Raw genomic sequence first — 14580 nt, forward strand, 5'->3', positions numbered from 1 at the left:
TAGTTCCCCTTGGAATTGATTGGCGGACCGCCGGAGCGCCCGGGCCGGCGTGGAGGTTCGGTACCATATTACGCGCTGCGGGTTCCACCCCGCACACGTCCCTCACTGCCGGACCTGTCCTTCGCCCTGGATGATCCACTTCGTCGTGGTCAGTTCGGCGAGGCCCATGGGACCCCTGGCATGCATCTTCTGGGTGGAGATTCCCACCTCCGCGCCGAGGCCGAGCTCGCCGCCGTCGACGAACCGGGTTGAGGCGTTGACGAGGACCGCCGCGGAATCGACGCCGGCGATGAAGCGCTCCGAGTTGGCGAGGTCGTTGGTGAGGATGGCCTCGCTGTGGCCGGTGCTCCAGCGCCGGATGTGCGCCAGCGCCTCCTCAACCGAGTCCACGACCCCGACGGCGAGGTCGAGCGCCATGTACTCGCGGCCCCAGTCGTCGTCGGTGACCGGTTCGGACGCCGTCCCCTCCGGCAGCAGGGCCCGGGCCCGGTCATCGACGTGGAGGCGCACTCCGGCCGCGGCGAGCCGGCCGAGCACCGCCGGCGCAGCGGAGGCGCCGCTGTGGATCAGGAGGGTTTCCACTGTGTTGCAGACACTGGGCCGCTGGGTCTTGGCGTTGAGCAGGATCTCCGTGGCCATTGCTGCGTCGGCGCTCTCGTCGAGGAAGATGTGGACGTTCCCCTCCCCGGTCTCGATCACCGGCACCGAGGACTCGCGGACGACCGTCTGGATCAGGTCCCGCCCGCCGCGCGGGATCAGGACGTCGACCCGCCCGCGCGCGGCCATCAGGACCGCGGCCCCGGCACGCCCGTAGTCGTCGATGCTCAGCACCGCATCGGCCGGCAGTCCGCTCTCCTCGAGGGCTCCCCCGATGATCCGGACGAGCGCCGCGTTCGTGTGCGCCGCGGCTGAGCCGCCCCTGAGGATCACGGCGTTACTGCTCTTGAGGGCCAGGCCGGCGATGTCGATCGTCACATTCGGGCGGGCTTCGTAGATGGCGGCGACCACCCCGAGGGGCACCCGCACCTGGCGCAGCCGGAGGCCGTTGGGCAGGGTCTGCCCGCGGACCGCCGCGCCGACCGGATCGGGCAGGGCGGCGAGCTCCTCCAGGGCGCGGGCGAGCCCGGCGACCCGGGCCGGATCGAGGCTCAGCCGGTCCAGCAGGTAGGCGGAGGTGCCGTTGGCCCGGCCCGCGTCGAGGTCGAGCGCGTTGGCCGCGAGGACGGCGTCCTGATGCTGGATCAGCGCAGCGGCCACGGCGCGCAGCGCACCGTCCTTGACCGCCCGCGTCGCCGAGGCGATGAGGCGGGATGCCGCGCGGGAGCGGTCGGTGAGGGCGTGCACGGCCTGCGTGACGTCCGGTGCCGCGGTGGTCGGTGCCGCGGCGGTCGGTTCACCGGACGCGGCCTGGACGGCGGCGTCCCCGGTCTCGGCGGGAGTGCGCCCGCCCTGCAGCGTCTGGGGAGGAGTGATCATGAGCACAGTCTACCGAGAGGTGCCCGGTGCCGCGGCCCGGCTCCCGTGGCCGGAATGGGGCGGTCCGGCTCAGAGCACCACGAGGTCGTTGACGTGGACCACCGAGCGCTCGTACTCGTGACCGAGTTCCTCGGCGAGGTCCCGGGTGGAACGCCCGAGCATGGGCGGCAGTTCGGTGGAGCTGTAGTTGACGAGCCCGCGGGCGACGGCGCGGCCCGCGGTGTCGACCATCTCCACCGGATCGCCCGGCTCGAAGTCCCCCTTCACCGCGAGGATGCCCGCCGGGAGCAGGGAGCGCCGCCGCTCCCCCACGGCCTTCACGGCGCCGTCGTCGAGGACGAGGGTGCCCTGGATGCGGGCCAGGTGGGCGAGCCAGAGCAGCCGGATCGGCTGGCGGCGGCCGCCGGCGGAGAACCAGGTGCCGACGTCGGCCCCGTCCAGGGCCGCCTGGGCGTTCGCCGTCGAGGTGACCAGGGCGGGAATCCCCGACGCCGCCGCGATGCCGGCCGCCTCCACCTTGGTGGCCATGCCGCCGGTGCCGACGCCGGCCGCACCGGCCCGGCCGATGGTGACGCCGTCGAGGTCGGCCGGGGAGTGCACGGCGGGAATGCGCCGCGCGCCGTCCTTCGGCGGGCCGTCGTAGAGGGCGTCGACGTCGGAGAGCAGCACGAGGGCGTCGGCCTTGACGAGGTGGGCCACCAGCGCGGCGAGGCGGTCGTTGTCGCCGAACCGGATTTCGTGGCTCGCCACGGTGTCGTTCTCGTTGACGATCGGCACGACGCCGAAGTTCAGCAGGCGCTCCATCGCCCGGTGCGCATTGGCGTAGTGGGAGCGGCGCACCAGGTCGTCCGCGGTGAGCAGCACCTGGCTCACGGTCACCCCGTGGGCGCCGAAGGCCTGCATGTAGCGGGCCATCAGCAGGCCCTGGCCCACGCTGGCCGCGGCCTGCTGGGAGGAGAGCTGTGACGGGCGGCGGGCGAGCCCGAGCGGCGCGAGTCCGGCGGCGATCGCCCCGGAGGACACCAGGATCACCTCACTGCCGGCCAGGCGGCGCGCCGCGAGGATGTCAACGAGGCCCACGAGCGCCTCGGTGGAGATTCCGCCGGAAATCGAGGTCAGGGAGGAGGACCCCACCTTCACGACGACCCTCCGGGCTCCGGGCAGCCCGGAGCGGTCCGTCAGGGGGTGGAGTGCTGCCATCGGTTCCCTACGCCTGGTCGTCTACGGTGTCCGTGGGCCCGGCGGCCTTGGCCCGCCGGGCCTTGTTGTTCACGGACTCGGTCCAGATGCCGGCCTTGCGGTCGGCCTCGAGCTCGGCGCGCGCGGCGGCCTTGGCGTCCTTGCGTTCCTGGTACTCCTCGCGCTTCTGCTCGCGCGTCGGACGGACGTACTCGGCCAGGCGCAGGTCGGTGCCGCGGGGGCCCGCGAGCAGCTCCGCGCCGCCCATCATGGTCGGCTCCCAGTCGAAGACGACGCCGTCGCCCTCGCCGATGACGACGGTGTCCCCCGGCTTGGCGCCGGACTTGAACAGCTGCTCCTCGACGCCGAGCTTCGCGAGCCGGTCGGCGAGGTAGCCGACGGCCTCGTCGTTGGTGAAGTCGGTCTGCTTGACCCAGCGCTCGGGCTTCTCCCCGAGGACCCGGAACAGCGGCAGGGCGTCCTTCTCCTCATTGCGGATGCGGAAGCCCGCGGAGTTCACGGCGCGCGGGCGCAGCACGGGGGGTGCGACCTTCGGCGGGGCGGCCTTCACGGCGTCGCGGGCGCCCTGGACGATCTCGGCCATGGCGAAGCCGAGCTGGCGCAGCCCCTCGTGGCTTGAGGCGGAGACCTCGAATACGCGGTAGCCGCGCGACTCCAGCTCGGGGCGCACGATCGCGGCCATGTCGCGGCCGTCGGGCACGTCGACCTTGTTCAGCACCACGAGGCGCGGGCGTTCGTTCAGGGGCACGACCTCACCGTCGGAGCCGGCGAAGCTCATGTCGACGGCGTACTTGTCGAGTTCGCGTTCGATCACGGCGAGGTCGCCCAGCGGATCCCGGTCGGTCTCCAGCGCCGCGGTGTCCAGCACGTGGACCAGGGCTGCGCAGCGCTCGACGTGGCGCAGGAAGTGGTGCCCGAGGCCCTTGCCTTCGCTGGCGCCCTCGATCAGGCCCGGCACGTCGGCGATGGTGAAGCGGGTGTTCCCGGCCTCCACGACGCCGAGGTTCGGCACCAGGGTGGTGAAGGGGTAGTCGGCGATCTTCGGGCGCGCCGCCGACATCGCGGCGATCAGGCTCGACTTGCCGGCCGACGGGAAGCCGACCAGGGCGATGTCGGCGATCGACTTCAGCTCGAGGACGACGTCGCGCTCGTCGCCGGGGATGCCCAGCAGGGCGAACCCGGGTGCCTTGCGCTTCTGGGAGGACAGCGAGGAGTTGCCCAGGCCGCCCTGGCCGCCGGCGGCCGCGACGAACTCGGCGCCCTCACCGACGAGGTCGGCCAGGACGGTGCCGTCCTTGGCCTTGACGACGGTGCCGTCCGGGACCGGAAGGATAAGCGTCTCGCCGTTCTTGCCGCCGCGCCAGTCGCCCATCCCGTTGCCGCCGTTGGTGGCGTGCCGGTGCGGGGCGTGGTGGTAGTCGAGCAGGGTGGTGGTCTGGGGGTCGACGCGCAGGATCACGTCGCCGCCGTCGCCGCCGTTGCCGCCGTCGGGCCCGCCCAGGGGCTTGAACTTCTCGCGCTTGACGGACACGCAGCCATGGCCGCCTGTGCCGCCGGAAACGTGCAGGACTACTCGGTCAACGAAGCTGGCCACGTTGATCTCCTTCTGGAATGCTTCACTGTGCCGGTTCGAACCGGCTTAAAAGAAGGCGGGGCGAGCCGTGTCGGCCCACCCCACCTCAATGCTTGGAGCATCGTGCGTTGGAAGCGGCAGATTACTCCGCGGCTGCTCCAACGATGTTCACGACGCGGCGCCCGCGGCGCGTACCGAACTCGACGGCACCTGCCTCGAGGGCGAACAGGGTGTCGTCCCCGCCGCGGCCAACGTTGGCACCGGGGTGGAAGTGGGTGCCGCGCTGGCGGACGATGATTTCGCCGGCCTTGACGACCTGGCCGCCGAAGCGCTTCACGCCGAGGTACTGTGCGTTCGAGTCGCGACCGTTGCGAGTGGAGCTCGCGCCCTTCTTATGTGCCATGAGTTATGCCTGCCTTCGCTGAAGATACTGTTTGACCGACCGAGCAACCGCAGAGGGTTACTTGATGCCTGTGATTTTGACGCGGGTCAGCTCTGAACGGTGACCCTGACGCTTCTTGTAGCCGGTCTTGTTCTTGAACTTCTGGATGACAATCTTCGGGCCGCGAAGATTCTCAACGATCTCGGCAGTGACGGTGACCTTTGCCAGGTCCTTCGCTGCTGAGGTGACCTTGTCGCCGTCTACCAGAAGGAGGGCAGGCAGCGCAAAGGTGCTTCCTGCCTGACCGGTGACGCGGTCAAGGGTAACGAGGTCTCCGACGGAAACCTTTTCTTGGCGGCCGCCTGCGCGGACAATCGCGTACACCACTTGGGAACTCACTTCTCTCGACAATCTTGACTTCTGATGTGAAAAACTCGTTGCGCACTGCGGCTGGCATCCGGGAAGGACACTTCAATGAGCCATATCTGCGCTGTGCGTCTACGCCCCGGATACACCGGTTAGAAGGCGAACGCACCGAAGATCAAGGTTACGTCAGTGGGGCGGCTTCCCGCAAATTAGGGGCCCGCCCCGGTGCGTCCCCGCGCCCGGTGCGTCCCATCGACAGTGCGGCAAGAACGGCCGAAGGGGTGTCCCGCCCATAATTGCTGCGTCCTCGATGCCTTGGGGGGCCCGGCCGGCCATGAACCGCCGGACAGGCGCCCTGGCAGCCGCCCGGACAGCGAAGGAGCCGGACCCCTTCCTGCGGGGCCCGGCTCCTTGGCGTACTGCGGATACGGCTGTGCCTGCTACAGGTCCGAGGCGGGCACGCCGACGCCGAGGATCATCGGCTCGTCTCCCCCGGACTCCTCGCGCCGCACGGGCTTCCCGGCCCGGGCCACATGCTGCTGCGTGCCCGGCTGGGCTCCGCCGGCGCCGGAGTCGGCCGTCACCGTCTCAATTGAGGCGTCCGACGCCGACCCCTGGGCACTGGCGGCCCGGCGGCGCGGGCGCCGGCGGGGCTGGCGGGCGGCCGTGGCGTCCGCTGCCGCCCGGGCACCCTCCGCAGCGGCGGCCGGCTCCGGTGCCGCACCGCGCGCCGGCGTTCCCCCGGCCGGTGCCTCTGCTTCGCGGTCCGGCGGCGTATCCCCGGCCGGCTTCCTGTTGAACGCCTCGGTGAGGCTGTCCAGCGTCAGCCGCGGCGCCTCGGGCGCGTCTGCCGCGGCGGACGCCTCGGCGCGGGGCAGGGTGACGGTCTCACCGTTGATGGTCAGGACCGCCCCGGCCACCTCGTCAGTGCGCTTCTCCGGGGCTGGGGACTTCTCGGGCGCGGGGGACTTCTCCGGCGTGGGAGCCGGTGCGTCGTCGCCGTGGCCGGCGTGGTGGGTTGCCGCGGCGATGCTCGCCAGGGCGGCACGTGCCGCCTCCGCCTTGGCGGCGCGCTCCGGGTTTTCCGCCCGGGGCTCGGGGGCCGCCTGCTGCTCCTCGACCGGCTCGGGAGTGCGCCTCCGCTTGCGCTCACTGCGGGACATCTTCTCCTGGCGGAGGTGCTGCTGGTGGTTCTCGGTCGAGACGGCATGGCGGCGGTGTTCGACCGGCTCCTCGTGGGTTACCACGCCGCGGCCGGCGCAGTGCTCGCAGACCTCGCCGAAGACCTCGAGCAGCCCGGTGCCCATGCGCTTGCGCGTCATCTGGACCAGCCCGAGGGAGGTGACCTCGGCGACCTGGTGCTTGGTGCGGTCGCGTCCGAGGCATTCGACGAGCCGGCGCAGCACGAGGTCGCGGTTGGCCTCGAGCACCATGTCGATGAAGTCGATGACGATGATGCCGCCGATGTCGCGCAGCCGCAGCTGGCGGACGACCTCCTCGGCCGCTTCGAGGTTGTTCTTGGTGACCGTCTCCTCCAGGTTGCCGCCGCTGCCGGTGAACTTGCCGGTGTTGACGTCGACGACGGTCATCGCCTCGGTGCGGTCGATCACCAGGGAGCCACCCGAGGGAAGGTAGACCTTCCGGTCCAGGGCCTTCTGGATCTGCTCGTCGATGCGGCTGGCGGTGAAGATGTCCTCCTCCGAGGTCCACTTCTCCAGCCGGCCCACGAGGTCCGGCGCCACGTACATGACGTAGGCCTCGATAGTGTCCCAGGCCTCCTCGCCGGAGACGAGGAGCTTGGAGAAGTCCTCGTTGAAGACGTCGCGGACCACCTTGATGGTGAGGTCCGGCTCGCCGTAGAGCAGCTCGGGGGCGAGCGTCTTGGTCGAGGAGGACTTGCGTTCGATCTCCTCCCACTGGGCGCGCAGCCGGTTGATGTCGTGGGTCAGTTCCTCTTCGCTGGCGCCCTCGGCGGCGGTGCGCACGATGACTCCGGCGTTCTCGGGCAGGCGGTCCTTGAGGATGCGCTTGAGCCGGTTGCGCTCCACGTCGGGCAGCTTCCGTGAGATGCCGGTCATCGAGCCGCCCGGCACGTACACGAGGTAGCGGCCCGGCAGGGAGATCTGGCTGGTCAGGCGGGCGCCCTTGTGGCCCACGGGGTCCTTGGTGACCTGCACCAGCACCGGGTCGCCGGACTTCAGCGCCAGTTCGATGCGGCGCGGCTGCCCGTCGAGGCCCGCGGCGTCCCAGTTGACCTCGCCGGCGTAGAGCACGGCGTTGCGGCCGCGTCCGATGTCGACGAAGGCCGCCTCCATGCTCGGCAGCACGTTCTGGACCTTGCCCAGGTACACGTTGCCGATCAGCGAGTCCTGCTGCGTCTTGGAGACGAAGTGCTCGGCGAGGATGCCGTCCTCGAGGACACCGATCTGGATCCTGTCGTCGCGCTGGCGCACCACCATCTGGCGGTCCACCGACTCGCGGCGGGCGAGGAACTCGGCCTCGGTGATGACCTGGCGTCGGCGGCCCGAGTCGCGCGATTCGCGGCGGCGCTGCTTCTTCGCCTCGAGGCGGGTGGAACCCCTGACGCTGGTCACCCGGTCCGAGGGGACCTCGTTGCTCTGGCGCGGTGCGCGGACGCGGGTCACCGTGTTCGGCGGATCGTCGTCCTCCCCGCCGGTCAGCTCAAGGTCCTGGTCTCCGCGGCGCCGCCGGCGGGAGGTGACGGCGTCCCCGCCCTCGGTGGACGGTCCGTTGCCGGATCCCTCCGCGGCGTCGGCACCCTCGTCCGCGGCGTCATCGCTGCCGTTGTCGCTGCGGTTCCTGCCGCGGCGGCGGCTGCGGCGCCGGCGCGGTGAGGCGTCGTCGGCATCGTCGTCCTCGTCCTCATCCTGCGGCGGCTCGGCGACCTTCACGGCCTGGACGGCGGCGCTCAGGTCGGGGGCGTGGAACAGCAGGGACAGCGGGGAGTCCGGAATGGCGAAGGGGTCGACGTAGGAGGGAGCGGCGGCGGCCGGTTCGCTACCGGAGGCCTGCCCGGCGGTCTCCTGCGCCACCTCGCGCTGCCCATCCGCGGCGGGCACGGCCGCGGCAACGGCGTCGCCGGCCTGCCCGGCGGGTGCCGCTTCCGCGGCGTCAGTCTCCACGGCGGCCTCGCTCTTCGTCCGGCGGGTGCGGGATGTCCGGCGGGCCCGCACCGGCTTCTCGACGGCGTCCTCGGCCGCGTCGACGGCGGCGGGTCCGGCGGGGTCGTCGGTGGTGTCCTCGACGGCGGCGGGGGCTTCAACGGCGGCGGAGGCTTCGGGTGCCGCACCGGCGGCGGCCGGTCCTGCCTCGGCGGTGGCCGCCCGGCGGCGCGTCCGGGTCGCCCTGGCCTTCGGTGCCGGCTCAGCGGCGGGCGAATCGGCCGCGTCGGCGCCCGGGGCCGGCTGGCCGGCAACCTCCGGGATGTCCGTGGAGTCCAGCGGCGCCTCGACCGGTACCTCCGCGGCGGCCGGGACCTTGCGGGCACGGGTGGCGCGGCGGCGGGGCGCCTCGGCGGCAGGCTCGGACGGTTCGGCCGGCTCCCCGGAGGACGACGCCGCCTGGGCGGTCGGGGCGGTGGTCGCGGTGGTGGCGGCGGTTGGTTCGGCGCTCTCGGTCGCCGGCACAGTGGCGGGGACCTTGGTCGGTGCTCCGGCGGGCGAGCTTGCCGCCCTGCGGGCCCGGGGGGCCTTCTTCGCCGGGGCCGCGGTCTGCGCGTCGCCCGCCCCTGCTGCGCCCTGCTCGTTGATCTGCTGTTCTGACTGATCCATCATGTATAGGCTCCAGCCCCTGCGGCACCGGCCACATTCCAGCGCCCTCCAGGGCAGTATGTCGGCCGTCCGCGGACCCTACGCCCTAGCGGCGACCGGAAGTCGTCATTGTGTCGTTTGAGGTCGCACCGGCTGGAGGGTGCGGGATCACTCAAAGACCAGCGGCGCTTTTCCTCATCCGTCGTAACCACGGTGGCCTGCGAGGCGGATTCCGGAACCCCCACCGGGATTGGTGGGTTCGGTGTACCGGAAGCGTCGCCCGCAGAGCGGAAGCCTGTCGCTGGACCGGAACGGGAATGTGGTTCCCGAACCAGCCACCGCAATTGTCTCACATCGGCATGCGAATCAGCCGTTCCGGCGGTTAGAGTGGCGGAACCATCGGCGCACGGGATGCCGGCGCCGGACTCCCACCCGAGGACGACGACTCCCCCATGGCCCACCCCGCGCACGCTGCACCCTCCGGCACGAATTCCGGCCCGGACGGCGGACCCCGCCCGTCGGAACGGCGGTTCGCGGCGCTCCTGGTCGCCGCCGGCAGTATCGGCTGGCTGGCCTCCGGCCAGCTGGTCCTCGAACGGCTTGCGCTCTACGCGAACCCGGACTACGTCACGAGCTGCGACCTCAATCCGTGGATCTCCTGCGGCGAGGTATTCCGGACCGAGCAGGCCGCGGTGTTCGGCTTCCCCAACCCGCTGATCGGCCTCGTGGCCTTCGCGGTCGTCGTCACCACCGGGATGGCGCTGCTCGCCGGCGCCCGGCTGCGGCGCTGGTACTGGCTCGGGCTCCAGGCAGGAACGGTGCTCGGCGCCGCGTTCACGCTCTGGCTCTGGTTCCAGGCGCTGTTCGTGATCTCGATCCTGTGCATCTACTGCATGGTGGTCTGGGTCGTGATGATCGTCCTGACCGTGCAGCTCACGGCACGCAATGCCGCCTCCGGAGTGCTGGCGGTGTCCCCACGCAGCGCGCGCCTGTTGGGCGAATGGTCGTGGGTCCTGGTGGCGCTGCTGGTCGTGGCGGGCGCCGCGTCGGTGTTCCTGCGCTTCGCCGGGGCGATGGTGGGCTGAAGCGCCCCTTCGGCCTGCCCCGCGTTCTCGACGGGCGGAACCGGCGGGGAAGCCCCTCCCCCTGCATCCACGACGCGGAACCAGCCGGAATACCCGGCGCGGCGCCGTCGGTTCCGCACCCTCGATGCCCGCGCTGAGCTGCCCGGCCATGGCACGAACGCCCGCCCCGGGGCGCACGAACGCTTCCGGGCCCGCAGGCCGGGTGCTAGAGGGTCGGGAACGGGCCGGTCGAGGCATCCTCGTCGGCGGGGGCGTCCCGGCCGGCCAGGGGCCGGGCCACGGGAACCTTCGTCCCCAGGACCTGCGCCACGACGTCGTGGGCGACCTTCTGGGCGGTGAGGCCCACGCGCTCGAGCACTTCGGCCCGGGACCCGTGGTCGAGGAACTCCACCGGGAGCCCGACCTCGTTCAGGGCGGTGTCGACCCCGGCGGCCCGCATCTCCTGCCGGATCCTCGACCCGACGCCGCCGGCGCGCACGCCGTCCTCGATCACGATCACGATCCGGTGCTCGGCGGCGAGGTCGATGACCGACCGGCACACGGGCAGCACCCAGCGGGGGTCGATGACCGTGGAGCTGATGCCCTGGGCCCCCAGGCGGTTCGAGACGTCGAGGGCGAGTTCGCTCATGGCGCCGACGCTCACGATGAGCACGTCGTTGTTCTTGGACCCGGCGGGGCGCCGGGCGAGCACGTCGACGCCGTCATCGAGGCGTTCGATGGCCTTGACCTCCGGGCCCACCGAGCCCTTGGAGTAGCGCACCACGCTGGGGGCGTCGGGGATGGCGACGGCCTCGCGCAGTTCCTCGCGCAGCCGGTCGGCATCGCGCGGGGCGGCGAGGTGCAGCCCGGGCACTGTCTGCAGCATCGACAGGTCCCACATGCCGTGGTGGCTGGCGCCGTCGGGCCCGGTCACCCCGGAGCGGTCCAGCACGATGGTCACGCCGGCCTTGTGCAGCGCGACGTCCATGAGGAGCTGGTCGAAGGCCCGGTTCAGGAAGGTGGCATAGAGGGCGACGACGGGGTGCAGCCCGCCGTAGGCCATGCCCGCGGCGCTGGTGAGCGCGTGCTGTTCGGCGATGCCGACGTCGAACACGCGGTCCGGATGGCGGGCGGCGAAGCGGTGCAGCCCGACCGGGATGAGCATGGCGCCGGTGACGCCGACGATGTCGGGGCGCTCGTCGGCGATGTCGGCGATCTCGTTGGCGAAGACCGAGGTCCAGGACTGCGAGGCGCCGGACTCGACCGGCTCCCCCGTACCCGGGTCGATGATGCCCACCGCGTGGAACTGGTCGTCCTCGTGGGCGCGTGCCGGGGCGTAGCCGTGCCCCTTCTCGGTGATGGCGTGGACGATCACCGGGCCCTCGTAGTTGCGGGCCAGGTGGAGGGCCTGCTCCACGGCGCCGAGGTCGTGGCCGTCGACCGGGCCCACGTACTTCATGCCGAGGTCCTCGAAGAGCCCCTGCGGCGCCCACCAGTCCTTCACGCCCTTCTTGGTGGCGTGGAGGCTTTTGTAGGCGAAGCGGCCGGCGGGCCCGCCGGCCTGGAGCCGGCCCGTGAACCACTCGAGGGTCCGCTCGTACACCTTGTGGGTGCGGACCGAGTCGAGCGCCGGGCGCAGGGAGGCGAGGTAGTCGGCGACCCCGCCGATCGTCGGGGCGTAGGAGCGTCCATTGTCGTTGACGACGATCACCACGCGGCGGCGCTTGTCCGCGGCGATGTTGTTGAGCGCCTCCCAGGCCATCCCGCCCGTGAGGGCGCCGTCGCCGACGAGGACCACGGTGAACCGGTCGCCCTCTCCGTTGAGCACGCGGGCGCGGGAGATGCCGTCGGCCCAGGACAGCGACGACGACGCGTGGGAGCTTTCGACGATGTCATGGATGGACTCGGCGCGGGAGGGGTACCCGGAGAGGCCGCCCTGCTGGCGCAGGGAGTCGAAGTTCTGGCGGCCGGTGACGAGCTTGTGGACGTAGGACTGGTGCCCGGTGTCGAAGATGATGCTGTCGCGGGGCGAGTCGAACACGCGGTGGATGCCCAGGGTCAACTCGACGACTCCAAGGTTGGGGCCGAGGTGGCCGCCGGTGCGGGAGACGTTGGTGACGAGGAAGGAACGGATCTCCCGGGCGAGGGCGTCGAGCTGGGATTCGGTAAGCCGGCTCAGGTCCTGCGGGCTGCGAATTGTCTTAAGAAGTCCCACCGGCGCCTCCTCAGGTCGTGTGCTGCGGCGAAGATTCCGCCAGGGCAATTTCCGTTAACTCTAACGTCACAGCCCTCCCGGCAGTGCCCGATCTCCGGGCGCCGGACGCCACGGGCCTCCACTGCGGCGGAGCGGCGGGCGGGGTTCCGGCGCACCTGACCCCCGGAAAACCGGGGCTCATCCCGCACTGAGCTGCCTCAGGACGTATTGCAGGATGCCCCCGTGGCGGTAGTAGTCGGCTTCGCCGGGTGTGTCGATGCGCACGACGGCGTCGAAGCCCACCGGCTCCCCCTCCTCCTCCGGGACCGCGGTGACGCGGACCGTGTCGGGGATGCCGCCGGCGTTCAGCGCCGCGATGCCCTCCACCGTGAACGTTTCGGTGCCGGTCAGCCCCAGGGCTGCGGCGTTCTCGCCCTGGCGGTACTGAAGGGGCAGCACGCCCATGCCGATGAGGTTGGAGCGGTGGATCCGCTCGTAGCTCTCGGCGAGAACCGCCTTCACGCCCAGCAGCGCGGTGCCCTTGGCCGCCCAGTCGCGGGAGGAGCCGGAGCCGTACTCCCTGCCGGCCAGGACCACCAGCGGCGTGCCGGCCCCCGCGTAGTTCCTTGCCGCGTCGTAGATGTAGGTCTGGGGGCCGCCCGTCTGCGTGAAGTCGCGGGTGAAGCCGCCCTCGACGCCGTCGAGCAGCCGGTTGCGCAGGCGGATGTTGGCGAAGGTGCCGCGGATCATCACCTCGTGGTTGCCGCGGCGGGAGCCGTAGGAGTTGAAGTCCCTGCGCTCCACGCCGTGCTCGAGCAGGTACCGGCCCGCCGGGGTGTCGGACTTGAAGGATCCCGCCGGGCTGATGTGGTCGGTGGTGACCGAATCGCCGAGCATCACGAGCACCCTGGCCCCGGCGAGGTCCTGCACGGGGTCCGGGGTGGCGGTGATGCCCTCGAAGTACGGCGGTTTGCGCACGTAGGTCGACCGGGGGTCCCAGGCGAAGGTCGCACCGGCGGGCGTGGGCAGGGACTGCCAGCGCTCGTCGCCTTCGAAAATGGTGCCGTAGCTCGAGGTGAACATCTCCTGATCGATCGAGGAGTCGATCACCGACTGCACCTCGGCGGGACCGGGCCAGATGTCGCGCAGGAAGACGTCGCTGCCAGCCTCATCCTGGCCCAGGGGGTCGCGGTCGAAGTCGAAGTCCATGGTGCCGGCCAGGGCGTAGGCGATGACCAGCGGCGGGGAGGCCAGGTAGTTCATCTTCACGTCAGGGTTGATGCGGCCCTCGAAGTTCCGGTTGCCGGAGAGGACGGCGGCGACCGTGAGGTCGTGCGCCGAGATGGCCGCGGAGATCTCGTCCTCCAGCGGTCCCGAGTTGCCGATGCAGGTGGCGCAGCCGTAGCCGACGAGAAAGAAGCCGAGCTTCTCAAGGTATGGGGTGAGGCCGGAGCGGTCGTAGTAGTCGGTGACGACCTTCGAGCCGGGGGCGACGGAGGTCTTGACCCACGGCTTCGAGCTCAGGCCCTTCCGGACGGCGTTGCGGGCCAGCAGCGCCGCGGCGAGCATGACCGAGGGGTTGGAGGTGTTGGTGCACGAGGTGATCGAGGCGATCGTCACGGCGCCGTGGTCCAGCTCGAACTCCCGCCCGTCGGTCATCGCCACCGGCACGGCCCGGGACGGCCGCCCCCGGCCCGCGGAGGCGGCGGAGGCGACCAGGGGAGCGGTCATCGCCGGGACGTCCGAGGCGGGGAAGGTCTCGTCGAGGGCCTCGTCGAGGGCGTCGTCGTCGACGGCATGCACATAGTTCGCCAGGTCCTTGCGGAACTGGCTCTTGGCTTCGGTCAGGGCGACGCGGTCCTGGGGGCGTTTGGGGCCGGCGATGGAGGGCACCACGGTGGACAGATCCAGCTCGAGGTATTCGGAGAAGCGGATCTCCTTCGACGGATCGTGCCACAGGCCCTGTTCCTTGGCGTAGGCCTCGACCAGGGCCACGTTTTCGGCCGGGCGCCCGGTCAGGCGCAGGTACTCCAGGGTCACCTCATCGATGGGGAACATCGCCGCGGTCGAGCCGAACTCCGGGGACATGTTCCCGATCGTGGCCCGGTTCGCCAGCGGCACCTCGGCCACGCCCTCCCCGTAGAACTCCACGAACTTCCCCACCACCCCGTGCCGGCGCAGCATCTCGGTGATCGTGAGCACCACATCGGTGGCCGTGGCCCCGGCCGGAATCGACCCCGAGAGCCTGAACCCGACCACCCGCGGGATCAGCATCGACACCGGCTGGCCCAGCATCGCCGCCTCGGCCTCGATCCCGCCGACCCCCCAGCCCAGGACCCCGAGCCCGTTGACCATGGTGGTGTGCGAATCGGTGCCCACGCAGGTATCCGGATACGCCCGCAAAACCATCTGCCCGTCGCTTTCGACCTCGCGGGTCATCACCATGCGGGCCAGGTACTCGAGGTTCACCTGGTGCACGATGCCCATCCCCGGGGGCACCACCTTGAAATCATCAAACGCGGTCTGGCCCCAGCGCAGGAACTGGTAGCGCTCCC

Annotated in this window: 9 protein-coding genes; 1 reads left to right on the forward strand and 8 read right to left on the reverse strand. The window is 71.2% G+C overall.

Annotated elements, in window-relative coordinates:
• Window positions 1–102: 102 nt before the first annotated feature.
• The 6 genes from ACX80W_RS14265 to ACX80W_RS14290 form a co-directional block, all read right to left on the reverse strand.
• A complete protein-coding gene (locus ACX80W_RS14265) occupies window positions 103–1476 on the reverse strand; it encodes a glutamate-5-semialdehyde dehydrogenase (protein ID WP_459284379.1) in 1374 nt (457 codons plus the stop codon).
• Between the two features lie 69 nt (window positions 1477–1545).
• The gene (proB, locus tag ACX80W_RS14270; RefSeq protein ID WP_459284381.1) at window positions 1546–2676 is read right to left on the reverse strand and encodes a glutamate 5-kinase; all 1131 of its coding nucleotides are present in this window, start codon (window positions 2674–2676) and stop codon (window positions 1546–1548) included.
• A 7-nt stretch (window positions 2677–2683) separates the two neighbouring features.
• Entirely contained in the window at window positions 2684–4270 is a 1587-nt protein-coding gene (gene obgE / locus ACX80W_RS14275) for a GTPase ObgE (protein WP_459284383.1), read from the reverse strand.
• A 121-nt stretch (window positions 4271–4391) separates the two neighbouring features.
• Window positions 4392–4652 carry a 50S ribosomal protein L27 gene (rpmA, locus tag ACX80W_RS14280; protein ID WP_026545518.1) on the reverse strand — a complete coding sequence of 87 codons (261 nt, stop codon included), beginning with the start codon at window positions 4650–4652 and terminating at the stop codon, window positions 4392–4394.
• A gap of 57 nt (window positions 4653–4709) precedes the next feature.
• Window positions 4710–5018: a 50S ribosomal protein L21 gene (gene rplU / locus ACX80W_RS14285; protein WP_133404930.1), complete on the reverse strand. Its 309-nt coding sequence runs from the start codon at window positions 5016–5018 to the stop codon at window positions 4710–4712.
• A 419-nt stretch (window positions 5019–5437) separates the two neighbouring features.
• Window positions 5438–8791 carry an Rne/Rng family ribonuclease gene (locus ACX80W_RS14290; RefSeq protein ID WP_459284386.1) on the reverse strand — a complete coding sequence of 1118 codons (3354 nt, stop codon included), beginning with the start codon at window positions 8789–8791 and terminating at the stop codon, window positions 5438–5440.
• A 428-nt stretch (window positions 8792–9219) separates the two neighbouring features.
• Here ACX80W_RS14290 and ACX80W_RS14295 point away from each other — a divergent pair, with 428 nt between their 5' ends.
• A complete protein-coding gene (locus ACX80W_RS14295) occupies window positions 9220–9852 on the forward strand; it encodes a vitamin K epoxide reductase family protein (RefSeq protein ID WP_459284388.1) in 633 nt (210 codons plus the stop codon).
• Between the two features lie 205 nt (window positions 9853–10057).
• Here the strand turns inward: ACX80W_RS14295 and dxs are convergent, their stop codons facing one another.
• Window positions 10058–12046 (reverse strand): 1-deoxy-D-xylulose-5-phosphate synthase, encoded by a 1989-nt coding sequence (gene dxs / locus ACX80W_RS14300; RefSeq protein ID WP_459284389.1) that lies wholly within the window; start codon window positions 12044–12046, stop codon window positions 10058–10060.
• A 177-nt stretch (window positions 12047–12223) separates the two neighbouring features.
• A partial coding sequence (gene acnA / locus ACX80W_RS14305; protein ID WP_459284391.1) for an aconitate hydratase AcnA occupies window positions 12224–14580 on the reverse strand: 2357 nt, incomplete at its 5' end.

The organism is Arthrobacter melezitosi, from assembly GCF_054511055.1.